Annotated in this window: 21 protein-coding genes and 2 pseudogenes; 16 read left to right on the forward strand and 7 right to left on the reverse strand. The window is 62.6% G+C overall.

The window, feature by feature from the left end; translation table 11 throughout:
* Positions 1-50: 50 nt before the first annotated feature.
* The 7 genes from ACM62G_RS18450 to ACM62G_RS18480 all read left to right on the forward strand — a co-directional run bounded on the left by ACM62G_RS18450 (position 51) and on the right by ACM62G_RS18480 (position 8,252).
* Entirely contained in the window at positions 51-1,319 is a 1,269-nt protein-coding gene (locus ACM62G_RS18450) for an AGE family epimerase/isomerase (RefSeq protein WP_419735308.1), read from the forward strand.
* 125 nt (positions 1,320-1,444) lie between these two features.
* Positions 1,445-2,731 carry an ABC transporter substrate-binding protein gene (locus tag ACM62G_RS18455; protein WP_273820275.1) on the forward strand — a complete coding sequence of 429 codons (1,287 nt, stop codon included), beginning with the start codon at positions 1,445-1,447 and terminating at the stop codon, positions 2,729-2,731.
* 155 nt (positions 2,732-2,886) lie between these two features.
* On the forward strand, positions 2,887-3,795 hold the full coding sequence (locus ACM62G_RS18460; RefSeq protein WP_026145004.1) for a carbohydrate ABC transporter permease: 909 nt from the start codon (positions 2,887-2,889) through the stop codon (positions 3,793-3,795).
* Entirely contained in the window at positions 3,788-4,633 is an 846-nt protein-coding gene (locus tag ACM62G_RS18465) for a carbohydrate ABC transporter permease (protein ID WP_054057566.1), read from the forward strand. The genes ACM62G_RS18460 and ACM62G_RS18465 overlap by 8 nt, the downstream gene beginning before the upstream one ends.
* Positions 4,634-4,635: 2 nt before the next feature.
* On the forward strand, positions 4,636-5,793 hold the full coding sequence (locus ACM62G_RS18470; RefSeq protein WP_273820280.1) for an ABC transporter ATP-binding protein: 1,158 nt from the start codon (positions 4,636-4,638) through the stop codon (positions 5,791-5,793).
* Between the two features lie 90 nt (positions 5,794-5,883).
* Positions 5,884-7,233: a carbohydrate porin gene (locus tag ACM62G_RS18475; RefSeq protein ID WP_419735309.1), complete on the forward strand. Its 1,350-nt coding sequence runs from the start codon at positions 5,884-5,886 to the stop codon at positions 7,231-7,233.
* Positions 7,234-7,358: 125 nt separating this feature from the next.
* Positions 7,359-8,252: a D-hexose-6-phosphate mutarotase gene (locus ACM62G_RS18480; RefSeq protein WP_054057563.1), complete on the forward strand. Its 894-nt coding sequence runs from the start codon at positions 7,359-7,361 to the stop codon at positions 8,250-8,252.
* On the opposite strand, the gene ACM62G_RS18485 is transcribed toward ACM62G_RS18480, so the two are convergent.
* On the reverse strand, positions 8,225-9,085 hold the full coding sequence (locus ACM62G_RS18485) for a MurR/RpiR family transcriptional regulator (RefSeq protein ID WP_192842675.1): 861 nt from the start codon (positions 9,083-9,085) through the stop codon (positions 8,225-8,227). The two genes, ACM62G_RS18480 and ACM62G_RS18485, sit on opposite strands and share 28 nt — an antisense overlap.
* A gap of 211 nt (positions 9,086-9,296) precedes the next feature.
* Between ACM62G_RS18485 and zwf the strand changes: the two genes are divergently transcribed.
* From zwf to ACM62G_RS18500, 3 genes are read left to right on the forward strand one after another with little or no spacing between them, the layout of a single operon-like run.
* The gene (gene zwf / locus ACM62G_RS18490; RefSeq protein ID WP_054057561.1) at positions 9,297-10,766 is read left to right on the forward strand and encodes a glucose-6-phosphate dehydrogenase; all 1,470 of its coding nucleotides are present in this window, start codon (positions 9,297-9,299) and stop codon (positions 10,764-10,766) included.
* Positions 10,753-11,466 carry a 6-phosphogluconolactonase gene (pgl, locus tag ACM62G_RS18495; protein ID WP_273820285.1) on the forward strand — a complete coding sequence of 238 codons (714 nt, stop codon included), beginning with the start codon at positions 10,753-10,755 and terminating at the stop codon, positions 11,464-11,466. The genes zwf and pgl overlap by 14 nt, the downstream gene beginning before the upstream one ends.
* Positions 11,467-11,483: 17 nt before the next feature.
* Positions 11,484-12,149 (forward strand): bifunctional 4-hydroxy-2-oxoglutarate aldolase/2-dehydro-3-deoxy-phosphogluconate aldolase, encoded by a 666-nt coding sequence (locus tag ACM62G_RS18500; RefSeq protein WP_273820287.1) that lies wholly within the window; start codon positions 11,484-11,486, stop codon positions 12,147-12,149.
* Between the two features lie 193 nt (positions 12,150-12,342).
* Here the strand turns inward: ACM62G_RS18500 and ACM62G_RS18505 are convergent, their stop codons facing one another.
* Positions 12,343-13,527: an aminotransferase class V-fold PLP-dependent enzyme gene (locus tag ACM62G_RS18505; RefSeq protein WP_054057558.1), complete on the reverse strand. Its 1,185-nt coding sequence runs from the start codon at positions 13,525-13,527 to the stop codon at positions 12,343-12,345.
* A 27-nt stretch (positions 13,528-13,554) separates the two neighbouring features.
* Positions 13,555-13,791, reverse strand: a complete 237-nt coding sequence (locus ACM62G_RS18510) for a DUF3820 family protein (protein WP_054057557.1) — start codon at positions 13,789-13,791, stop codon at positions 13,555-13,557.
* A gap of 204 nt (positions 13,792-13,995) precedes the next feature.
* Here ACM62G_RS18510 and ACM62G_RS18515 point away from each other — a divergent pair, with 204 nt between their 5' ends.
* Positions 13,996-14,460, forward strand: coding sequence for a PA2169 family four-helix-bundle protein (locus ACM62G_RS18515; RefSeq protein WP_054057556.1), 465 nt, complete (start codon positions 13,996-13,998; stop codon positions 14,458-14,460).
* Positions 14,461-14,575: 115 nt separating this feature from the next.
* Here ACM62G_RS18515 and ACM62G_RS18520 read toward each other — a convergent pair whose 3' ends face one another.
* Both ACM62G_RS18520 and ACM62G_RS18525 read right to left on the reverse strand, forming a co-directional pair.
* Entirely contained in the window at positions 14,576-15,052 is a 477-nt protein-coding gene (locus ACM62G_RS18520; RefSeq protein WP_017905299.1) for a MaoC family dehydratase, read from the reverse strand.
* A gap of 60 nt (positions 15,053-15,112) precedes the next feature.
* Positions 15,113-16,057, reverse strand: coding sequence for an alpha/beta hydrolase (locus tag ACM62G_RS18525; RefSeq protein ID WP_054061616.1), 945 nt, complete (start codon positions 16,055-16,057; stop codon positions 15,113-15,115).
* A gap of 239 nt (positions 16,058-16,296) precedes the next feature.
* Here ACM62G_RS18525 and fadD2 point away from each other — a divergent pair.
* Together fadD2 and fadD1 are read left to right on the forward strand one after the other, a co-directional pair.
* Positions 16,297-17,984, forward strand: a pseudogene (gene fadD2, locus ACM62G_RS18530) (long-chain-fatty-acid--CoA ligase FadD2).
* A 545-nt stretch (positions 17,985-18,529) separates the two neighbouring features.
* A complete protein-coding gene (fadD1, locus tag ACM62G_RS18535) occupies positions 18,530-20,227 on the forward strand; it encodes a long-chain-fatty-acid--CoA ligase FadD1 (RefSeq protein ID WP_273820297.1) in 1,698 nt (565 codons plus the stop codon).
* A 62-nt stretch (positions 20,228-20,289) separates the two neighbouring features.
* On the opposite strand, the gene ACM62G_RS18540 is transcribed toward fadD1, so the two are convergent.
* On the reverse strand, positions 20,290-20,667 hold the full coding sequence (locus tag ACM62G_RS18540; protein WP_054057552.1) for a hypothetical protein: 378 nt from the start codon (positions 20,665-20,667) through the stop codon (positions 20,290-20,292).
* Positions 20,668-20,866: 199 nt separating this feature from the next.
* Here ACM62G_RS18540 and ACM62G_RS18545 point away from each other — a divergent pair, with 199 nt between their 5' ends.
* From ACM62G_RS18545 to def, 3 genes and pseudogenes are all read left to right on the forward strand, one after another.
* Entirely contained in the window at positions 20,867-21,058 is a 192-nt protein-coding gene (locus ACM62G_RS18545) for a CsbD family protein (RefSeq protein ID WP_054057551.1), read from the forward strand.
* A gap of 175 nt (positions 21,059-21,233) precedes the next feature.
* Positions 21,234-22,177: pseudogene (locus ACM62G_RS18550) on the forward strand (YihY/virulence factor BrkB family protein).
* A 2-nt stretch (positions 22,178-22,179) separates the two neighbouring features.
* A complete protein-coding gene (gene def, locus ACM62G_RS18555; protein ID WP_054061614.1) occupies positions 22,180-22,719 on the forward strand; it encodes a peptide deformylase in 540 nt (179 codons plus the stop codon).
* Positions 22,720-22,734: 15 nt separating this feature from the next.
* Here the strand turns inward: def and ACM62G_RS18560 are convergent, their stop codons facing one another.
* On the reverse strand, positions 22,735-23,571 hold the full coding sequence (locus ACM62G_RS18560; RefSeq protein WP_054057548.1) for a class I SAM-dependent methyltransferase: 837 nt from the start codon (positions 23,569-23,571) through the stop codon (positions 22,735-22,737).
* Positions 23,572-23,597 lie beyond the last annotated feature (26 nt).

Raw genomic sequence — 23,597 nt, forward strand, 5'->3', positions numbered from 1 at the left:
GCGCGACCTGCCCCTGAACAAGCTCCTGAATAACAAGAACGGTGAAGCGCATGACAGGCGACAGCCTTGAATTTTCGTTCGGCAGCTGGCTGAACGCACCTGCCCACAGTGCCTGGTTGATGGACGAAGGACGGCGCCTGCTGGCGTTCGCCAGGGCCGCCAGGCTCGATGAAGGATTCGGCAATCTCGACGGCCAGGGGCGCCTGCCGGCCCACGCCATGGCCGAGACCATGAATACCGCCCGCATGACCCACTGTTTTGCCATGGCCCATGTCCAGGGCATTCCCGGCTGCCTGCCGCTGGTCGAGCACGGTGTCGCCGCGCTCTGGGGGCCGCTGCGCGATGCGACCTTCGGTGGCTGGTACGCGGTACCGGAACATCGCGATGGCAACAGTGGCAAGGCCGCCTACCTGCATGCCTTCGTCGCGCTCGCCGCCAGTTCGGCGGTGGTCGCCGGCAGCCAGCAGGCCCCGGCCCTGCTGGCCGAGGCGATCCGGGTGATCGACACGCATTTCTGGAGTGAGGAGGAGGGCGCACTGCGCGAGTCCTTCGCCCGCGACTGGAGCAACGAGGAAGCCTATCGCGGCGCCAACAGCAACATGCACGGCACCGAGGCCTTCCTCGCCCTGGCCGACGTGACGGGCGACAGTCGCTGGCTGGACCGCGCCCTGCGGATCGTCGAGCGACTGATTCACCGGCAGGCGGCGGACAACGGTTTTGCGGTCATCGAACACTTCGACCGGCATTGGCAGCCGTTGCGCGAGTACAATCGGGACAATCCGGCGGACGGTTTCCGCCCCTACGGCACCACCCCGGGACATGCCTTCGAGTGGTCGCGGCTGCTGCTGCATCTTGAAGCGGCCCGCCGCGCAGCCGGGCTGGCAACCCCGGACTGGCTGCTGGAGGACGCCCGCGGACTGTTCGCCGCCGCCTGTCGCCATGCCTGGGCGGCGGATGGCCGGCCGGGGGTGGTCTATACCCTGGACTGGGACAACCGCCCGGTGGTCAGCGAGCGCCTGCACTGGGTGCACTGCGAGGCCAGCGCGACCGCGGCGGCCCTGCTGCGGCGTACGGGAGAGCAGCAGTACGAAACCTGGTACCGACGTTTCTGGGACTTCAACGAGCTGCATTTCATCGACCGGCAGTATGGCAGCTGGCATCACGAACTGGACGATCACAACCGGCCCAGCGCGCGGATCTGGGGTGGCAAGCCCGACCTCTATCACGCCTACCAGGCACTCCTGTTACCCTGCCTGCCGTTGGCGCCAAGCCTGGCAAGCGCTCTGGCCCGGCACTTTGCGTCGAAAACCGCGGTCTGACTCATGTAACCAGACGGTGACATTTGCGCGTCCCTTCGTTACCTGCGAGGGCACTCGCCTTTACTAGAATCCGATGCAGCGCAAGCACCAGACTTGCATGCATAACAACAAGAAAGGTACTTCAGATGAATTCGATTTCTCGCCTCGCCGCAATGATTTCCCTCGCCTCGTTGTTCCCCCTCAGTGCACTGGCTGCCGACTCCAAAGGGAGTGTGGAAGTGGTGCACTGGTGGACGTCCGGTGGGGAAAAAGCGGCTGTCGATGTGCTCAAGGCCCAGGTCGAAAAAGACGGCTTCACCTGGAAGGACGGGGCTGTCGCCGGCGGTGGCGGTGCCACGGCCATGACCGTGCTGAAAAGCCGTGCCGTAGCCGGCAACCCGCCTGGCGTCGCGCAGATCAAGGGGCCCGACATCCAGGAGTGGGCCTCCACCGGGCTGCTCGACACCGACGTCCTCAAGGACGTGGCCAAGGAAGAGAAGTGGGACAGCCTGCTCGACAAGAAAGTCTCCGATACCGTGAAGTACGACGGTGACTACGTCGCCGTGCCGGTGAACATCCACCGCGTCAACTGGCTGTGGATCAACCCCGAGGTCTTCAAGAAGGCCGGTATCGCCAAGGCGCCGACCACGCTCCAGGAATTCTACGCAGCCGGCGACAAGCTCAAGGCGGCGGGTTTCATCCCATTGGCCCACGGTGGCCAGCCTTGGCAGGACAGCACTGTGTTCGAAGCGGTGGTGCTCTCGGTGATGGGGGTCGATGGCTACAAGAAAGCCCTGGTCGACCTGGACAACGCTGCCCTGACCGGTCCTGAAATGGTCAAGGCCCTGACCGAGCTGAAGAAAGTCGCGACCTACATGGACGCCGACGGCAAGGGCCAGGACTGGAACCTGGAAGCGGCCAAGGTCATCAACGGCAAGGCCGGCATGCAGATCATGGGTGACTGGGCCAAGAGCGAATGGACCGCGGCCAAGAAAGTCGCCGGCAAGGACTACGAGTGCGTAGCCTTCCCGGGCACCGACAAGGCCTTCACCTACAACATCGATTCCCTGGCGGTGTTCAAGCAGAAGGACAAGGGCACTGCGGCCGGCCAGCAGGACATCGCCAAGGTGGTGCTGGGCGAAAACTTCCAGAAGGTCTTCAGCATCAACAAGGGTTCGATCCCGGTGCGCAACGACATGCTGGGCGACATGGCCAAGTATGGCTTCGACTCCTGCGCGCAGACCGCTGCCAAGGACTTCCTGGCCGATGCCAAGACCGGCGGCCTGCAGCCGAGCATGGCGCACAACATGGCGACCACGCTGGCTGTTCAGGGCGCGTTCTTTGATGTGGTGACCAACTACATCAACGACCCGAAAGCCGATCCGGCCGACGCGGCGAAGAAGCTCGGCGCAGCGGTCAAGTCCGCCAAGTAACCCGTAGGCAAGCCCTCCCCGTAGGAGCGCGGCTTGCCCGCGAAAGCGGTCTGTCAGCCTGTTCATCCGTTGACTGATACACCGCTTTCGCGGGCAAGCCACGCTCCTACAGGGGGCGCTGAAGCAGTTCCTTTTTTCCTGTAGTGGATTTTCCCATGAGCTCTGTTGCTGTGTTCAGCAAGGCCTCGCCGTTCGATTTCCTGCAGCGCTGGCTACCCAAACTGGTGCTGGCGCCGAGCATGTTCATCGTGCTGGTGGGCTTCTACGGCTACATCCTGTGGACGTTCGTGCTGTCGTTCACCAACTCGACTTTCCTGCCGACCTACAAGTGGGTCGGCCTGGCGCAATACGCGCGGTTGTTCGACAACGACCGCTGGTGGGTGGCGAGCAAGAACCTGGCGCTGTTCGGCGGCCTGTTCATCGCCATCACCCTGGCGATCGGCGTGATGCTGGCGGTGTTCCTCGACCAGCGGATCCGTCGCGAAGGCTTCATCCGTACCATCTACCTGTACCCGATGGCTTTGTCGATGATCGTCACCGGTACCGCCTGGAAATGGCTGCTCAACCCGGGCATGGGCCTGGACAAGCTGCTGCGTGACTGGGGCTGGGAAGGCTTCCGCCTGGACTGGCTGATCGATCCCGATCGCGTCGTCTACTGCCTGGTGATCGCCGCGGTCTGGCAGGCCTCGGGCTTCATCATGGCGATGTTCCTCGCCGGCCTGCGGGGCGTCGACCAGTCGATCATCCGTGCCGCCCAGATCGATGGCGCGAGCATGCCGAAGATCTACTGGAAGGTGGTGCTGCCCAGCCTGCGCCCGGTGTTCTTCAGCGCGGTGATGATCCTGGCGCATATCGCGATCAAGAGCTTCGACCTGGTGGCGGCGATGACCGCGGGCGGTCCCGGCTACTCGTCCGACCTGCCGGCGATGTTCATGTACTCCTTCACCTTCAGTCGCGGCCAGATGGGCATGGGCTCGGCCAGTGCGATTCTGATGCTCGGTGCGATTCTCGCGATCATCGTGCCTTACCTGTACTCCGAGCTTAGGACCAAGCGTCATGACTAGTCTCACCGACAAACCTTCCATCAGCCTGAGCCGCATCGCCATCCACGCGGTGCTGATCATCGCCGTGCTGCTGTACCTGGTGCCGCTGGTGGTGATGCTGCTGACCAGCTTCAAGTCGCCGGACGACATCAGCACCGGCAACCTGCTGAGCTGGCCGACGGTGTTTACCGACATCGGCTGGATCAAGGCCTGGGCCACGGTCAACGGCTACTTCTGGAACTCGATCAAGATCACCGTTCCGGCGGTGCTGATCTCCACCGCCATCGGTGCGCTGAACGGCTACGTGCTGTCGATGTGGCGCTTTCGCGGTTCGCAGCTGTTCTTCGGGCTGCTGCTGTTCGGCTGCTTCCTGCCGTTCCAGACCGTGCTGCTGCCGGCCTCTTTCACCCTCGGCAAGATGGGCCTGGCCAGCACCACCACCGGCCTGGTGTTCGTGCACGTGGTCTATGGCCTGGCCTTCACCACGCTGTTCTTCCGCAACTACTACGTGAGCATCCCCGATGCGCTGGTCAAGGCGGCACGCCTGGATGGCGCGGGGTTCTTCACCATCTTCCGGCGGATCATCCTGCCGATGTCGACCCCGATCATCATGGTCTGCCTGATCTGGCAGTTCACCCAGATCTGGAACGACTTCCTGTTCGGCGTGGTGTTCTCCAGCGGTGATTCGCAACCGATCACCGTGGCGCTGAACAACCTGGTCAACACCAGCACCGGGGTCAAGGAATACAACGTGGACATGGCGGCGGCGATGATCGCCGGGCTGCCGACGCTGCTGGTCTATGTGGTCGCAGGCAAGTATTTCGTGCGCGGGCTGACGGCCGGCGCAGTCAAGGGGTAATCATGGCAACGCTCGAACTTCGCAACGTAAACAAGACCTATGGCGCCGGCCTGCCGGACACCCTGAAGAACATCGAACTGTCGATCAAGGACGGTGAGTTCCTGATCCTCGTCGGCCCTTCGGGTTGCGGCAAGTCGACCCTGATGAACTGCATCGCCGGCCTGGAGAACATCACCGGCGGCGCGATCATGATCGGCGACCAGGACGTCAGTGGCATGAGCCCCAAGGATCGCGACATCGCCATGGTGTTCCAGTCCTATGCGCTGTACCCGACCATGAGCGTGCGCGAAAACATCGAATTCGGCCTGAAGATCCGCAAGATGAGCCAGTCGGCCATCGACGAGGAAGTCGCCCGGGTCGCCAAGCTGCTGCAGATCGAACACCTGCTCAACCGCAAGCCGGGCCAGCTCTCCGGTGGACAGCAGCAGCGCGTGGCGATGGGTCGGGCGCTGGCGCGGCGGCCGAAGATCTACCTGTTCGACGAACCGCTGTCGAACCTCGACGCCAAGCTGCGGGTCGAGATGCGCACCGAAATGAAACTGATGCACCAGCGCCTGAAGACCACCACGGTCTACGTCACCCACGACCAGATCGAGGCGATGACCCTGGGTGACAAGGTGGCAGTGATGAAGGACGGCATCATCCAGCAGTTCGGTACGCCGAAAGAGATCTACAACGACCCGGCCAACCAGTTCGTCGCCAGCTTCATCGGTTCGCCGCCGATGAACTTCATTCCGCTGCGCCTGCAGCGCAAGGACGGTCGCCTGGTGGCGCTGCTCGACAGTGGCCAGGCGCGCTGCGAACTGCCGCTGAACACCAGCCAGGCCGGCCTTGAGGATCGTGAAGTGGTACTGGGCCTGCGCCCCGAGCAGATCCTGCTGGCCAATGGCGATGCCGGTCTGCCGAGCATCCGCGCCGAGGTACAGGTCACCGAGCCGACCGGCCCGGACACCCTGGTGTTCGTCACCCTCAACGACAGCAAGGTCTGCTGCCGCCTGGCGCCGGATGTGGCGCCGCAGGTGGGCGAGACCCTGACCCTGCAGTTCGACCCGGCCAAGGTGTTGCTGTTCGACGCCGCGACCGGCGAACGCCTGGGCCAGGTGGTGCAGTCCCGGCCCCAGGCCAGTGGCGACAATGTGGCGCAATTCAAGGGCCGCTGAATTCAGGGCGGGCGGCTCGCCGCTCGTCGCGTTCGATGTAAACCACGTTCAATAAAGACTGTTAATAACAATAAAGACGAGGATGTAGGGATGAAAAAGAGGAACACCAACACCCGCTTGATCTGCCAGTTGTCAGCGGCGGCGGCCTTGGTCATGGCTGGCCATGCGGTGGCGGACGAGGCGTTCAGCGCCGACTCCAAGTGGATGACCGGCGACTGGGGGGGCGAACGTACCCGGCTCATCGAGCAGGGCATCGATATCAAGGCTGACTACGTCGGTGAAGTCGGTGGCAACCTGCATGGCGGCTACAACGACGACAAGACTGCACGTTACGCCGACCAGTTCGGCCTCGGCGTGGCGCTGGACCTGCAGAAACTGTGGGGCTGGGACAACACCCAGGCAAAGATCCAGCTGACCAACCGCAACGGCTACAACATTTCCAATGACCGGGTCGGTGACCCGCGTGCCGGCACCCTCAGTTCCTCCCAGGAAGTCTACGGCCGTGGCCACATGGTCCGCCTGACCCAACTGTGGATCCAGCACCAGTTCCTCGACGGCAAGCTCGACGTCAAGGCCGGTTACTTCGGCGAAGGCGAAGACTTCAACACCTTCCCCTGCGACTTCCAGAACCTGGCGTTCTGTGGCTCCCAGGTGGGCAACTGGGCAACCGGCATCTGGTACAACTGGCCGGTCAGCCAGGCGGCGCTGCGGGTCAAGTACCACATCACGCCTGAGCTGTATGCGCAGGTCGGCGCCTACAACCAGAACCCATCGCAGCTGGAGCATGGCAACGGCTTCAAGCTCAGCGGCAGCGGCACCAAGGGTACCGTGCTGCCGGTCGAACTGGTCTGGTCGCCGAAGCTGAACAACCTGCCGGGCGAATACCGGGTCGGCTACTACAAGAGCACCGCGCCGGCCAATGACGTGCGCGAGGACGTCAATGGTGCCGATGCCGCAACCACCGGCAACGCCTATCGCGTTCACGACAGCAAGCACGGCTACTGGTTCGTTGCGCAGCAGCAGCTGACCAGCCACAACGGCGACGCCTCCCGTGGCCTGAACATCGCCGCCAACGCGACCTTCCACGACAAGGACACCAACGTCGTCGACAACTATCAGTCGCTGATGCTGGTGTACAAGGGGCCGTTCGATGCACGTCCCAAGGATGACATCGGCTTCGGCGTCGCCCGTATCCATGTCAACGACGACGTGAAGAAAAACGCCGAGCTGGCCAACGCCGCCATCGGTGTCAGCGACTATGACAACCCGCTGTACTCGCCACTGCGCGAAACCGAGTACAACTACGAGCTCAACTACGGCATCCATGTCACCAACTGGCTGACCGTACGGCCCAACCTGCAGTACATCACCCATCCGGGTGGTGTGGATCAAGTCGACAACGCCCTGGTGGCCGGCCTGAAAATTCAGTCGGTCTTCTGAGGCGTCGGCTGATAAGCTCTCTCTCTATGTGCGCATCTTGCGGATGGTCACCCGACCGTCCGCTTTTTTTTGCGCATCAGGACGCGTTGGCTTCACGACGATAGAGATTCCAGGATTCGCGGCACATGCACGAGCAACCGCTACAACGTTTCTTCAAATCCCGGCGCGAACAGCCGGTGTTCCAGTGGGAGCGCTTCCAACAGCGTGAAGTGCTGGTGATCGACCATCCGCTGTGCCAGGCGGTGTTCAGTCGCCAGGGGGCGCAGTTGCTGCACTTCCAGCCGCGCGGGCAGAAGCCCTGGTTGTGGTGTGCGGCGAAGTGGCCGCAGGTCGGGGCGATTCGCGGCGGGGTGCCGGTGTGCTGGCCGTGGTATGGCCGCCATCCGAGCGAAAATGCCTGGCCGTCCCATGGCTGGGCGCGGCTGATCGACTGGAAGTTGCTGGAGAGCAGTTCCGACGAACAGGGGGTCAGCCTGCACTGGCGCCTGCAACTGTGCGACTGGCAGGTGGATCTGCAGGCGCGCCTTGGCGAAAGCATGGAGCTGCGCCTGAGCACCGAGCACCAGGACAGCGAACCTTGCCAGTTGAGTCATGCCTTGCACGCCTATTGGCGTATTGGCGACGTGGGTGAGGTAGCGCTGTCTGGGCTCGATGGCGCCGAGGGATACGACCATCTGAGTCGCCAGGTCTGCCGACAGCGCGGCGAGTTGCGGGTCGAGGGTGGCTGTCAGCGGGTGTTCCAGCACGAGGGCGAATTGCACCTCAAGGACCATGCCTGGCAGCGTGAGTTGTGCATCGATACCGGGGAGAGCGGCGATACCGTGGTCTGGCACCCGGGGCCGCGGCCGTTGCTCGGGGTGAGCTGGAACGAGGTGATGGGCTTCGTCTGTGTCGAAGCCGCCGGTGGCGGCACCGACAGCCTGTGCCTGGCCCCTGGGGAGCAGGCGCACCTGAGCCTGCAGGCGCGCGCGCAGGCTGTCGGTTCACATCGTCAGTCGTACTCGTCGCCCACCGGGTAACGGCTGGCGTTGAGGCTTTCCTTGATCTTGCGCAGGTGTGGCTGGAAGTCCACGCCGCGGCGCAGGGTCATGCCGGTGGCCAGCACGTCGAGCACGGTCAACTGGACGATCCGCGAAGTCATCGGCATGTAGATGTCGGTGTCCTCCGGCAACGGAATGTTCAGGCTCAGGGTGCTGGCCTTGGCCAGGGGCGAGCCGGCAGCGGTCAGCCCCAGGACCGAGGCGCCGTTGGCCCGGGCGATGCGTGCCACTTCCACCAGTTCCCGGGTGCGGCCGGTGTAGGAGATGATCACGAACAGTTCGCCGGTATGGGCCACCGAAGCGATCATGCGTTGCATCAGCACGTCGGCGTGGGCCGTGACCGCAATGTTGAAACGGAAGAACTTATGCAGGGCGTCCATGGCCACCGGTGCCGAAGCGCCGAGGCCGAAGAAGTGGATCTGCCGGGCCTGGGTCAACAGGTCGACGGCCCGGTTGACCTGCTCCGGGTCGAGCACTTTGCTGACGCTGTCGAGGGAGGCGATGGCGCTGGCGAAGATCTTCTGCGTGTAGGCCTCGGAATTGTCGTCGGCTTCCACCGCTCGGCTGACATAGGCCGCGCCGCTGGCCAGGCTCTGCGCCAGTTGCAGCTTGAGTTCCGGGTAGCCGCTGACGTCGAACGAACGACAGAAACGGTTGACCGTCGGTTCGCTGACCGATGCCGCCTGGGCAAGGGCGGCGATGCTGTAGCGGGTCGCCTGCTGCGGGTTGAGCAGGATGACTTCGGCGACCTTGCGCTCGGCCTTGTTCAGGTCTTCGAGGCGATTCTGGATCTGTTCCAGCAGATTTCGCACGCGGTCCATGTTGGTGTTCCTTGGTTCTGCAATGCATGGGAGAACGCGTTTTGGCAGTTCTCGGCGGTGGCCTATCCTACTGATGGCGCTTGTGGACCACCACTCGCAATCGTGATTTTGAAGAAATGTTGTGGTTATTACTACATTTTTTCCTTGAGTGATGCCTCGAAAAAAGGTATTTATCGTTTAACTTGATAAAAGAACAAACATCATGCCTTCGATAACGGTTGAACCGTGCACCTTTGCCTTGTTCGGCGCCCTGGGCGACCTCGCGCTGCGCAAGCTGTTTCCTGCCTTGTACCACCTGGATGGCGCCGGCCTGCTGCATGAGGACACGCGCATTCTCGCCCTGGCCCGTGAGCCGGGCAGCGTCGACGAGCACCTGGCGACCATCGCCAGCGAGCTGCGCGAGTTCGTCGAGGCGAAGGAGATCGATGAGGCGGTTGTCGAGCGTTTCCTCGGCCGCCTGAGCTACCTGCATGTGGACTTCCTCAAGCCCGACGACTATGTGGCCCTGGCCGATACCGTCGGGCGCAACGAGCAGCTGATCGCCTATTTCGCCACGCCGGCCGCGGTGTATGGCGCGATCTGCGAGAACCTGGCGAAGGTCGGCCTGGCCGACAACACCCGGGTGGTGCTGGAGAAGCCGATCGGCTCGGACCTGGAGTCGTCGCGCAAGGTCAACGACGCGGTGGCGCAGTTCTTCCCGGAGAACCGCACCTATCGCATCGACCACTACCTGGGCAAGGAGACGGTGCAGAACCTGATCGCCCTGCGTTTCGCCAACAGCCTGTTCGAGACCCAGTGGAACCAGAACTACATTTCCCACGTGGAAATCACCGTGGCCGAGAAGGTCGGGATCGAAGGCCGCTGGGGTTACTTCGACAAGGCCGGGCAACTGCGCGACATGATCCAGAACCACCTGCTGCAGCTGCTGTGCCTGATCGCCATGGACCCGCCGGCCGACCTGTCCGCCGACAGCATCCGCGACGAGAAGGTCAAGGTGCTCAAGGCCCTGGCGCCGATCAGCCCGGAAGGGCTGACCACCCAGGTGGTGCGTGGCCAGTACATCGCCGGGCACAGCGAAGGCCGCTCCGTGCCGGGCTACCTGGAAGAAGAGAATTCCAACACCCAGAGCGACACCGAAACCTTCGTCGCCCTGCGCGCCGACATCCGCAACTGGCGCTGGGCCGGCGTGCCGTTCTACCTGCGGACCGGCAAGCGCATGCCGCAGAAGCTGTCGCAGATCGTCATCCACTTCAAGGAACCGTCGCACTACATCTTCGCACCCGAGCAGCGCCTGCAGATCAGCAACAAGCTGATCATCCGCCTGCAGCCGGACGAAGGCATTTCCCTGCGGGTGATGACCAAGGACCAGGGCCTGGACAAGGGCATGCAACTGCGCAGCGGGCCGCTGCAACTGAATTTCTCCGACACCTATCACAGTGCGCGGATTCCGGATGCCTACGAACGTCTGCTGCTGGAAGTGATGCACGGCAACCAGAACCTGTTTGTCCGCAAGGACGAAATCGAGGCCGCGTGGAAGTGGTGCGACCAGTTGATCGCCGGCTGGAAAAAATCCGGCGATGCGCCCAAGCCCTACGCCGCCGGGTCTTGGGGACCGATGAGTTCCATTGCACTGATCACGCGGGATGGGAGGTCGTGGTATGGCGATATCTGAACTGAAACTGCCCAAGGGCGTGGTCGGGCACGAGTTCCGCACGCCGGTGCTGTTGGCCGAAGGCCAGGCCCTGGCCGTGGCGCAACAATTGCGTACGGCGATTGCCGCCCGTGGCGTGGCAACCCTGGTGGTTTCTGGCGGGCGCAGCCCGGTGGCGTTTTTCCAGCACCTGGCCAAACAGGATCTGGACTGGAGCAAGGTGGTGATCAGCCTGGCGGACGAGCGCTGGGTACCGGTCGAGCACGCCGACAGCAATGCCGGGCTGCTCAAGCGTTATCTGCTGCAGGGTGCGGCGGCCAAGGCGCGCTTCATCGGCCTGTACAACGCCGCGGCCAACCTCGACGAAGCGGCGCAGCAGGCCGACCAGTTCCTCGCCGAACTGCCGGACATCGACGTGCTGGTGCTCGGCATGGGCGATGACGGCCACACCGCGTCGCTGTTCCCGGACAGCCCGAACCTGCAGGCCGCCTTGCAGGTGGACGGCAGCCGGCGGGTCTGGCCGATGCTGGCACCGACCGTGCCGCATCAGCGGCTGAGCATGAGCCGGGCCTTGCTGGCTTCGGCGACCTTTACCGTATTGGCGATTTCCGGTCAGTCGAAACTGACCACCCTGAATGCCGCCCTGGCCGGCGATGACCTCGCCGCCATGCCGGTTCGTGCGTTTCTGCAACCCCCCCTAGAGATTTACTGGTGCCCATGAGCCAAGGATCAGCCGCTATGACAAAAAATGCCCCGACCGTCTCCATGGCAGACAAGGTCGCCCTGATCGATCAGTTGTGCACCCGTGCGCGGATCCTGCCGGTCATCACCATCGCCCGCGTGGAGGACGTGCTGCCACTGGCCGATGCCCTGGCCGCTGGCGGCCTGACCGCCCTGGAAGTGACCCTGCGCTCGCAGTTCGGCCTCAAGGCCATCGAGATCCTGCGGGAGCAGCGTCCGGAACTGGTGACCGGTGCCGGTACCGTGCTCGATCGCCAGATGCTGGCGGCAGCCGAGGCGGCGGGTTCGCAGTTCATCGTCACGCCGGGCATTACCCGTGATCTGCTGGAGGCTGGCGTCGACAGCCCGATCCCGCTGTTGCCGGGCATCAGCAGCGCCTCGGGGATCATGGAGGGCTACGCCCTGGGCTATCGCCGCTTCAAGCTGTTCCCGGCGGAAGTCAGCGGTGGCGTGGCAGCGATCAAGGCCCTGGGCGGGCCGTTTGGCGAAGTGAAATTCTGCCCGACCGGCGGCGTCGGTCCTGGCAACATCAAGAGCTACATGGCGCTGAAAAACGTCATGTGCGTCGGCGGCAGCTGGATGCTCGATCCGGAGTGGATCAAGAACGGTGACTGGGGGCGCATCCAGGAATGCACGGCCCAGGCCCTGGCTCTGCTGGACTGATTCACCCTTTACCGAATTCGTTGTGTGTTCTACGGCTTTACGGTGCGCTTGGTCGGCGCACCGTTTTTTTTTGCCTTGGGAAAGTGGCGGGGCTGTTCGCGGATGAGTCCGGCTCCCAGTGGCCAACCCGGTGTCGAGTGTACGCCGGTGGGCGTCGGACTCATCCGCGAACGGGCTTCACACCGACCCCAGGTCAGCCACTCAGTTCGGCCAGCGCCCTGATCAACTGACCCATCTCCTGCGGCGAAGTGGTAAAGCCCGGAGTAATCCGGATACAGGGCCCGCAGGCCGACCCGCTGCGCATCACGGTGAACAGGTTGTATTCCTTGAGCAACCGCTCGACCATCACCTGCTGGTTCGCCTGGCGGGTGAAGCGCAGCGAGGTGATCGCGCCATACAGCCGCGGATCGTCCGGGGTCAGCACCTCGATGCCGGGCAGCTGGCGTGCCTCGCTCACCCACAGGTCGCGCAGGTAGGCCAGGCGCGCACCCTTGGCCGCGGCGCCGCCGATTTCCCGATGCTCGGCGAGCACCGTCGGCAGGGTCATCAGTGCCGGAATGTTCGCTGTGCTGTGGGGCGTGCGCGAGCGTACGTCGGTGATGGGGAAGTGCGTTTCGCCCATGTCCGGGTCGATGTCGCCCAGGCGCTCGGGGGCGATGTAGAGCACCCCCAGGCTCAGTGGCGCGCCGATCCATTTCTGCAGGTTGAAGCCGGCGAACGCCACACCCAGTTCCTGCAGGTCGAAGTCGAGCTGCCCCAGGGCATGGGCGCCGTCGAGAATCACATCGACCCCATGCTCGGTGGCCGCTTCGACGATGGCCTTGACCGGCATCACCAGCCCGGTGCGGTGGGTGACATGGGTCAGCGCCATCAGCTTCAGGCGCGGGTAGCGGGCGAACGCCTCGCGATAGCTCGCGAGCAGGCTGTCGTAGCTGGCCGGATGCGTGTGCCCGATACGGACCACCTGCACGCCACGATGGCGCTCCAGCCAGTTCAGCGCGCCCTTGACCGTCTCGTATTCCAGGTCGCTGTACAGCACCTGGTCGCCTGGCTGCAGGCGGTTGTAGTTGCGGATCAGCACCTGCAGGGAATCGGTGGCGTTCTGGCTGAAGGTGATCGCCTGTTCGCTGACGCCCATGAGCTCGGCCAGCTCGGCGCGAATCGCCGCGCCCCCGGTCCTGTCGAAATGCTGGCGGACATGCACCGAGTTGCTGCGGTTGATGAAGTCGATATTGCGCTGGTACTCCTCGACCACCCGGCGGGTCATGCGGCCGAAGTAGCCGTTCTCCAGGTTGATCGGGCCCGGCTCGACGTCGTAGCGCCGGGCCACTGCCTGCCAGAAGTGTTCGTCGCGGGCGTTGTCTTGATTCCTTGGCATGCGTGCACTTTCCTTCGGGGGCGGGTTTCAGTGACGGGGTTTGGGCTTGCCGTGTTTGGCGCGCAGCGGGTCGAGCAGGTCGCCGAGGCCGTTGTGGTCGATCTCGTGCATCAGCGCCAGCAGGCCCCCGAGTTCGCCGTGGGGAAAGCCTTCACGGGCGAACCAGTTCAGATAGGGGCCGGGCAAGTCGGCGAGGATGCGTCCCTTGTACTTGCCGAAGGGCATCTCGCGCGTGACCAGCAGTTCGAGTTTTTCAGGGTTCATGCGGGCTTGCCTCAGGTGTTCAAGCAACGGGAAAAATACCGGCATTCTGCATGCAGGCCAATTGACAGATCATGCAAATAGCAGTGATACAGATTTTTCAGTTGTTTATAACTTGTTGAAAATAAAAGATAAAAATCCAGCTTCAAGGCTGGCATGCGCTCTGCAATGTACAACTCAACTTCCACCACCAGAAGGAATTGAGTCATGACCGACGTGAACAAAGAAGCCATTTCGATCCTCAACCACCTGATCGAGGTCAGCAAGGATGGCCAGGAAGGCTTCAAGACCTGTGCCGAGGATATCAAGCACCCTGAACTGAAGGCGCTGTTCGTCAAACGCTCCAGCGAATGTGCCGCCGCGGCGGCAGAGTTGCAGGCTGAAGTGCGCAAGCTGGGCGGCGACCCGGAAACCACCACCAGCCTTTCCGGTGACCTGCACCGGCGCTGGGTCGATGTGAAGGCGCTGTTCACCGGCAAGGGTGAGGAAGCGGTGCTCAATGAGGCCGAGCGCGGTGAGGACCATGCCAAGAAGGCCTATCGCGAGGCGCTGGAGAAGCTGGTCAAGCACAACATGCTGGGGCTGCGTGATCTGGTCGATCGCCAGTACCAGGGTGTGTTGCGCAACCATGACCAGGTCAAGGCGCTGCGCAACATCGCTCGCGCGAGCTGAGTGTCTGCCTGAATGAAAAACGCCGGCTCAGCCGGCGTTTTTTCATGGGTTCCCGGTAACGTTGAAGGGCTGTAGGCCGACCCTGGTATTCGCGGGCGGCCCGCGAAGGGGCCGGTCAGACGCCGCCGATGGTGATCGGTGGCGGGCTGGTCAGGGTTACGGTCTGCTGTTTACGCGGCGCCAGGATCTCCGCCTCCCCGTCCACCACCAGCTCATCGCGCTGGTTGAACACACGGGTGGCGATACGCACGCGGAACTTCGGCAGCTTCTCGAGGATTTCCAGGCGTACGGTCAGGGTGTCGCCGATTTTCACCGGCTTCTGGAAGCTCATCTGCTGGCCCAGGTAGATGGTGCCCGGCCCGGGCAGTTCGCAGGCGACCGCCGCGCTGATCAGCGCGCCGCTGAACATGCCGTGGGCGATGCGCTCCTTGAACATGCTGGCGGCGGCGAACTCGGCGTCCAGATGCACCGGGTTGTGGTCGCCGGACATCGCGGCGAACAGCTGGATATCACGTTCTTCCACGGTCTTGCTGTAGCTGGCGGTCTGGCCGACTTCGAGTGCCTCGTAAGGCGTGTTGGTCACCTGGGTCATCTGATACCTGTCCTTTGAAGAGATTCTTAAAATCAAACCATTGATTTTAAACGTTGGAAATTATTCGGCATGCCCCGGCCGACGATGCGCCAGGGTCTGTTCCAGCCACTGCAGCACGTCGGCGGTCACTTCGTCGCGGTTGGTTTCATTGAACAGTTCATGCCGCGCCTGTGGGTAGACGCTCAATTGCAGGTTCTGGCTACCTGCATTGCGCAATGCATCGGCAAGATCCTTCAGGCGCCTGCCTTCGCTCACCGGGTCATGTTCGCCGCCGATCACCAGCAAGGGCAGGCCGGGATCGATCTGCGCCAGGTTGCTGGCCTTGCTGATCTGCTGCAGGCCACCCAGCATGTCGATCCACATCTGGTTGGTGCAACGGAAGCCACAGAGCGGGTCGGCGACGTACTTGTCGACCTCCTCCGGGTCGCGGCTGAGCCAGTCGAAGGCCGTGCGATTGGGCTTGAAGGCCTTGTTGAAGGAGCCGAACGACAGCCAGTCGATCAATGCGCTGCGGCCGGTCGGTCCCTGGCGCCAGCGTTCGAAACGGGCGATGGCGCGGGCGGCGCGATAGAGCGCCACGGGCTGGAAGTTCGAGCCGCTGAGGATCGCCCCCTGCAGGCTGGCGCTGTGGTGCAGCAGGTAGGCCTGGGCAATATAGCTGCCCATGCTGTGGCCGAGCAGGATGATCGGCTTGCCCGGATATTCTTCGCCGATGCGCTGGTTGAGGCTGGCCAGGTCACTGACCACGGTACTCCAGCCATCCCGGTCGGCGTAGTGTCCGAGCACGCCCTGTTCGGCGGTTTTGCCATGCCCGCGCTGGTCGGGGGCATACAGGCCATACCCGGCCTCGCACAGCGCTTGGGCCAGGCGTGCATAACGCCCGCTGTGCTCGGCCATGCCATGGGACAGCATCACCAGCGCCACGGGCTCGCCCTGGGGCAGCCAACGATTGACGTAGAGGCGGCTGTGGTCACTCACGCTCAGCCAGAAAGTGTCATGGATCATGGCGGTTCCTTTGCACGGGACGAAACGGGGCAGGTGATGGAATACACAGTCGCCCCATTGTATAGCGCATCCTCGGTCAGGAAGCAGACCAAGCTGCACATTGGCGGCAAGATTCATGATGTTAATGAGTGTGTCCGGCATATTTGCCTGATTCCCCATTGCTGCTACCGTCCGCTAAGCAGCGCTTTTTCGCTTTGGCGAAGCGACTCCGGATAGGCTCAGGCAAGAGGACAAGAACAATGCAACCTGATTTCTGGAATGACAAACGCCCGGCCGGCGTACCCCTGGACATCGACGTGGGGCCTTCAGGTCGGTGGTCGAGGTTTTCGAGCGTTCCTGCAAGAAATTCGCCGATCGCCCGGCCTTCAGCAGCCTGGGCGTGACCCTCACCTACGCCGAGCTGGAGCGCTACAGCGCGGCCTTTGCAGGTTACCTGCAAGCCAACACCGACTTGCGTCCGGGCGACCGCATCGCGGTCCAGTTGCCCAACGTCCTGCATTACCCGATCGCCGTGTTCGGCGCCATGCGCGCCGGGCTGATCGTGGTCAATACCAATCCGCTGTACACCGTGCGCGAGATGCGCCACCAGTTCAAGGACTCCGGTGCCCGTGCACTGGTCTACCTGAACCTGTTCGGTGCGCGGGTCCAGGAAGTGCTGCCCGATACCGGCATCGAGTTCCTCATCGAGGCGAAGATGGGCGACCTGATGTCGCCGGCCAAGGGCTGGCTGACCAACCTGGTGGTCGACAAGGTCAAGAAGCTGGTGCCGCCCTACCAGTTGCCCCAGGCCATCTCGTTCAAGAGCGCCTTGCACATGGGCCGCGGCCAGAGCATCCGGCCGCTGCAGGTCGGCCTCGACGATATCGCGGTGTTGCAGTACACCGGCGGCACCACGGGCCTGGCCAAGGGCGCGATGCTTACCCACGGCAACCTGGTGGCGAACATGCAGCAGGCGCGGGCCTGCATGTCCCAGACGGGCACCGACGGCCATCCGCTGCTCAAGGAAGGCCAGGAGGTGATCATTGCGCCGCTGCCGCTGTACCACATCTATGCCTTCACCGCGAACTGCATGTGCATGATGGTCACTGGCAACCACAACGTGCTGATCGGCAATCCGCGGGACATCGGCGGCTTCGTCAAGGAGCTGAAGAAGTGGCGATTTTCCGCATTGCTGGGGCTCAACACGCTGTTCGTCGCGCTGATGGAGCATCCGGAGTTCAAGAACCTGGATTTCTCCGCACTCAAGCTCACCAATTCCGGCGGCACCGCACTGGTCAAGGCCACGGCCGAGCGTTGGCAGAAGGCCACGGGCTGCCGCATCACCGAGGGCTACGGGCTCACCGAAACCTCACCGGTGGCCTGCACCAACCCCTATGGCGAGCTTGGCCGCCTGGGCACGGTCGGCCTGCCGCTGCCGGGCACGGCGCTGAAGGTCATCGATGACAACGGTGTCGAGCAACCGCTGGGGCAGCCTGGCGAGCTGTGCATCAAGGGCCCGCAGGTGATGAAGGGTTACTGGCAGCAGCCACAGGCGACGGCCGAGGTGCTCGATGACGAGGGCTGGTTCAAGACCGGCGATATTGCGGTGATCGACCCGGATGGGTTTGTCCGCATCGTCGACCGCAAGAAGGACATGATCATCGTCTCCGGTTTCAACGTGTACCCCAATGAAATCGAGGACGTGGTGATGGCTCACCCGAAAGTCGCCAACTGCGCGGTGATCGGCGTACCGGACGAGCGTTCCGGCGAGGCGGTGAAGCTGTTCGTGGTGGCGCGGGAGGCCGGGGTCAGCGTCGAGGAGCTCAAGGCCTACTGCAAGGAGAACTTCACCGGCTACAAGGTACCCAAGCACATCGTGCTGCGTGATTCGTTGCCGATGACGCCGGTGGGCAAGATTCTGCGGCGGGAGTTGCGCGATATCGCCTAGCGGGAAACAGCGGCGGTCTTGCGGGCCCATTCGCGGGCAAGCCACGCTCCTACAGTTCAGTGTCATCCATCAATGGAACGTACGACATTGAACTGTAGGAACGCGGCTTGCCCGCGAAGCTTTTTTGCTCCTGAAAACCCCGCTCTAGAGCGGAAAATCAGAAATATAGAATTTTTGCTCTAAAATGACTGATTGGTATTCTTGAGTCATGTTTATGACTGTAGGGGCCGTGTTTGGCTCTAGTCGACCCTCGGCAAAGCTGCTACTCTCGGCGCGCTTTGTGACTTCTCGGCGTAGGTTAGGCTGTGTACGAAATTGCTTGAAACGCAGGTTAGGCAAGGCAAAAAGCGGCGAGGAACGCCCGGGGTCGCGCCCGACTTGACTGGTTGTCAATGAGTATTCCGAGCCGGTTTTTAACGCAGCATAACCAAGTTTCAAACGATTTCGTACATAGCCTAAAGCCAGATCACTCAATAACAAACATAGACAAATAATAATCGCATCAAATGCGGTGCTGAATTCGCGTTGCTGAGGAGTGGGCTTCCATGATCGAAGACTTTTGGAAGGATAAGTACCCAGCGGGGATTGCTGCCGAAATCAATCCCGATGAGTACCCGAATGTTCAGACGGTATTGAAACAGTCTTGCCAACGATTCGCCAGCAAGCCGGCCTTTAGCAACCTCGGCAAGACGCTCACCTATGGCGAGCTGTACGAGCTGTCCGGGGCTTTTGCCGCCTACCTGCAACAGCACACGGACCTGCAGCCGGGCGACCGCATCGCCCTGCAGTTGCCGAACCTGCTGCAATACCCGATCGCCGTATTCGGTGCCATTCGCGCCGGCCTGATCGTGGTCAACACCAACCCGCTGTACACCGCGCGGGAAATGGAACACCAGTTCAACGACTCCGGCGCCAAGGCCCTGGTGTGCCTGGCAAACATGGCGCACCTGGCCGAGGCGGTGGTGCCCAAGACCGGCGTACGGCATGTGATCATTACCGAAGTGGCCGACATGCTGTCACCGCTCAAGCGTCTGCTGATCAACAGCGTCGTCAAGTACGTGAAGAAGATGGTGCCGGCCTATCACCTGCCCAAGGCTGTCAGGTTCAACGACGTGCTGAGCAAGGGCCTGGGCCAGCCGGTCAAGGAAGCTAACCCGGCGAGCAGCGACGTGGCCGTGTTGCAGTACACCGGTGGTACCACCGGCGTGGCCAAGGGAGCGATGCTGACCCACCGCAACCTGGTCTCGAACATGCTGCAGTGCAGGGCACTGATGGGTTCGGAGCTCAAGGAAGGCTGCGAGATCGTCATCACGCCGTTGCCGCTGTATCACATCTACGCCTTCACCTTTCACTGCATGGCGGTGATGCTGCTGGGCAACCACAACATCCTGATCACCAACCCGCGCGACCTGCCGGCGATGGTCAAGGAACTGTCGAAGTGGAAGTTCAGCGCCTTTGTCGGCCTCAACACCCTGTTCGTTTCGCTGTGCAACAACGAGGCGTTCCGCAAGCTGGACTTCTCCGCGCTCAAGGTCACCCTGTCCGGTGGCATGGCGTTGCAACTGGCGGCGTCCGAGCGTTGGAAGGCGGTGACCGGCTGCTCCATCTGCGAAGGCTACGGCATGACCGAGACCAGCCCGGTGGCCTCGGTGAACCCGAGCCAGAAGATCCAGCAGGGCACCATCGGCATCCCGATGCCGTCGACCCTGTGCAAGGTGGTCGACGACGCCGGCGTCGAGCTGCCGCTGGGTGAGGTCGGGGAGCTGTGCATCAAGGGCCCGCAGGTGATGAAGGGCTACTGGCAGCGCCAGGATGCCACCGACGAGATCCTCGACAGCGAAGGCTGGCTGAAGACCGGCGACATCGCGATCATCCAGCCGGATGGCTACATGCGGATCGTCGACCGCAAGAAGGACATGATCCTGGTGTCGGGCTTCAACGTCTATCCGAACGAGCTGGAAGACGTGCTGGCGACCCTGCCGGGCGTGCTGCAATGCGCGGCCATCGGCGTGCCGGACGAGAAATCGGGCGAAGTGATCAAGATCTTCATCGTCGCCAAGCCGGGCGTGACCCTGACCAAGGACCAGGTGATGGAGCACATGCGCGCCAATGTCACCGGCTACAAGGTGCCCAGGTTCGTCGAGTTCCGCGATGCCCTGCCGACCACCAACGTCGGCAAGATACTGCGCCGCGAACTGCGTGACGAGGAACTGAAGAAGCTCGGTCTGAAGAAGACCGCCTGAGGCCCAGGCCAAAAAAATACAAAGCCCCGCATTGCGGGGCTTTGTCGTTTGCAGCGGTTGGTTTACTGCTGGAACTGCGCAAAACTCACGCCGGTACCGTTCGGCCGCACGTCCTGGAGGAAGGCGTCCTTGTCCGCGCTCAGTTCCAGGCTCACGGTCGGCTTGCGCTTGCCGGCATTGCGCACCACCAGGCCTTCAAGCTTCTCGCGCAGGAACACTGTCGGTACCTTCAGGTGCAGCAACTGGTCGGTGCTGGGCGTGTGCAGCAGCAGATGCACCCATTCGTACTGGCCGATAGCCAGGCGCCCCAGCGGGATGTCGAACCACCAGATGTTCCGGTTGCGGCTCAGTTCGGTGAAGTGGCAATTGTTCGTGCCCAACACCGCACCGCCCAGTTCCTGGTTCCTGCGGGCAATAGCCTGCTTTTTATCGAGTTTCATCACTTTCCTACCGTTATCGATCTTCAGCGCCGGAGCCTGAATCTGCCGCCTATTCTCGGGGGTTGGCGGACAAACATAAAGGTAAACCTGACTGCTCTGATGAAAGAACCGACGAAAAAAAATGAAACTCCTGGCGAAATCCTCGGGTCAACCTTGTGTAGCGACACTGATACCCCGCATTTCCCCATGGAGAAATATCATGAGCAGCACTGGCGATAAGATCAAAGGCACAGCGAACGAAGCGGTTGGTAACGTCAAGCAAGGCATCGGCAAGGCCACCGACAATGATCGGTTGCGGGCCGAAGGCAAGGCCCAGGAGTTGAAGGGCCAGGCCCAGAAGGCCAAGGGCAACGTCAAGGAAACGATCAAGAAGGGCATCGACCGGGCCTGAAACCCTGACCGATGAGTGACCGAGCGGCCATCCCTGGATGGCCGTTCTGCTGTTCCGGCAGGCTGGTGTCAAACCCGGAAATTGTTTACCGCTTGCCAACTGCGCTACCGTGAGTGAAAAACCGCCCTTGAGTCGCCTGCTGACTGACTCCGTGATTGCGGCGAAAGGAGACGCTATGATTTTTCCGGACTTGCGTGGTCTGCCCCTGCATCGCGTGCTGATACGCACGGTCCAGGAGTTCGTCGACGACGAGATGTCGACCTATGCTTCGGCACTGGCCTATCAGATGCTGTTTTCGCTGTTCCCCTTCCTGCTGTTCCTGATCGCCCTGATCGGTTTCCTGCACCTGCCGGACTTCTTCAGCTGGTTGCGCATGCAATCGGAACTGGTGTTGCCGCCCCAGGCGCTGGACCAGGTCAACCCGGTGATCGACCAGTTGCAGCAATCCAAGGGGGCCTGTTGTCGGTGGGTATCGTCATCGCCCTGTGGACCGCCTCGGCAGGTGTACGGTTGATGATGAGCGCGATGAATGCCGCCTACGACGTGAACGAAGGCCGGCCGATCTGGAAGCGCCTGCCGTTGTCGGTCTTCTATACCGTGGGCATCGCCGGCATGTTGCTGGCGGCCGCCGCGCTGATGGTCCTCGGGCCGCAGGTGATGAGCTGGCTGGCCGGGCAGATCGGCATGGAGGAGTTCGTCGTGACCCTCTGGACCGTCCTGCGCTGGCCGGTGATCGTGCTGCTGCTGATGTTCGCCGTGGCGTTGATGTACTACGTGATGCCGGATGTGAAGCAGAAGTTCGTGTTCATCACCCCCGGCTCGGTACTGGCGGTGGTGGTATGGATCATCGCCTCGCTGGGCTTCGGCTACTACGTGAAAACCTTTGCCGACTACAACGCGATGTATGGCAGTATCGGTGCGATCATCGTGTTGCTGCTGTACTTCTACATCTCGGCGGCAGTGTTGCTGCTGGGGGCGGAAATGAATGCGGTGATCGAGCACATGTCGGCCGAAGGCAAGAATCCCGGCGAGAAGGATTTTCATGAGCAGGCCGATCGGACGACGGTGCTCGGCCACGTGCATGAGCACTCCCCCAAACCGACTACTGACGAAAGCTGATCATGATCCGTGAAATCCTGAAAATGGGCGATCCGCGCCTGTTGCGTGTAGCGCCGCCGGTTCCCCCGGAAATGTTCGACAGCGCCGAGCTGTGGCAACTGATCGACGACATGTTCCAGACCATGGAGCACGTCGGCGGAGTCGGCCTGGCCGCGCCGCAGATCGGAGTCGACCTGCAACTGGTGATCTTCGGCTTCGAGCACAGCGAGCGTTACCCGGACGCCGAGGCGGTGCCGCAGACGATCCTGATCAATCCGCTGATCACCCCGCTGGGGCCGGAAGTGGAAGAAGGCTGGGAAGGCTGCCTGTCGGTGCCGGGCCTGCGCGGCGCGGTGGACCGTTACCGGCGTATCCGCTATGAAGGCTTCACCCCCAAGGGCGAGCCGCTGGTGCGGGTCGCCGAGGGCTTTCATGCGCGGGTGGTGCAGCACGAGTGCGATCACCTGATCGGCCGCCTGTATCCGTCGCGGATCACCGACTTCAGCAAGTTCGGGTTTACCCAGGTGCTGTTCCCCGAGCTCGACCCGGCTGCCGACGACTGAGTGGCTGACCGGCCACTAGCGGGCCGCCACCTTGTCCGGTTTGACGAAGCGCAGGGTCAGGCGGTCCGATTCACCGATGGCCTGGTATCTGGCCTTGTCCTGTTCACCCAGGCGTAGGGTAGGAGGCAGGGTCCAGACACCGTCGGGATAATCCTTGGTGTCCCTGGGGTTGGCGTTGATCTCGCTTTGCCCATCCAGCACGAACCCGGCATCGCTCGCCAGTTTCACCACGTAGGCGGTGGGCAGGTAGCCGCTGCGCTTGATGCTTTCCAGATCCGCGCCATCCTTCGCGCGATGGTCCACCACCCCCAGCACGCCACCCGGCTTGAGCACCTGGAAGAAGGCCGAGAACATCGCCGGCGCGTCATCGGCCATGACCCAGTTGTGCACGTTGCGGAAGGTCAGTACCCGGTCGGCCGAGTTCGGCTTGCCGAGCACCGGCGCCTGGGGATCGAACTCGACGAGGCTGGCCCGCACGTATTGGCTCGGATCCCTGGCGAACTTCTGCTTCAGGCTGTCGGCCGAGCGTCTGGCGTACTCGCTGCTCGACGGCGCCTGCACGGCGGCGATGTACTGGCCCTGGCCGCGCAGCAGCGGCGCGAGCACTTCGCTGTACCAGCCGCCGCCGGGGGTGATTTCGATCACCGTCTGGTTGGCCTGCAGACCAAAGAACTGCAAGGTCTGGCGGGGATGGCGATAGACATCGCGCACGCTGTTTTCCGGCGCACGCCAGCTGCCCGCCAGGACCTTGGCATATTGGGCATCGGTGATGGTCGTGTCGGTGCTTGCCGCCTGGCCGAGAGCGGGAGCGAGCAGGGCGGTGAGGGATAAGGCCACGAGGGTACGGTTCATGATCATCCTGTCAGGAACGGGTGGAA

It is taken from the genome of Pseudomonas sp. COR18 (assembly GCF_048568395.1).
GTDB lineage: Bacteria > Pseudomonadota > Gammaproteobacteria > Pseudomonadales > Pseudomonadaceae > Aquipseudomonas > Aquipseudomonas fuscovaginae_B.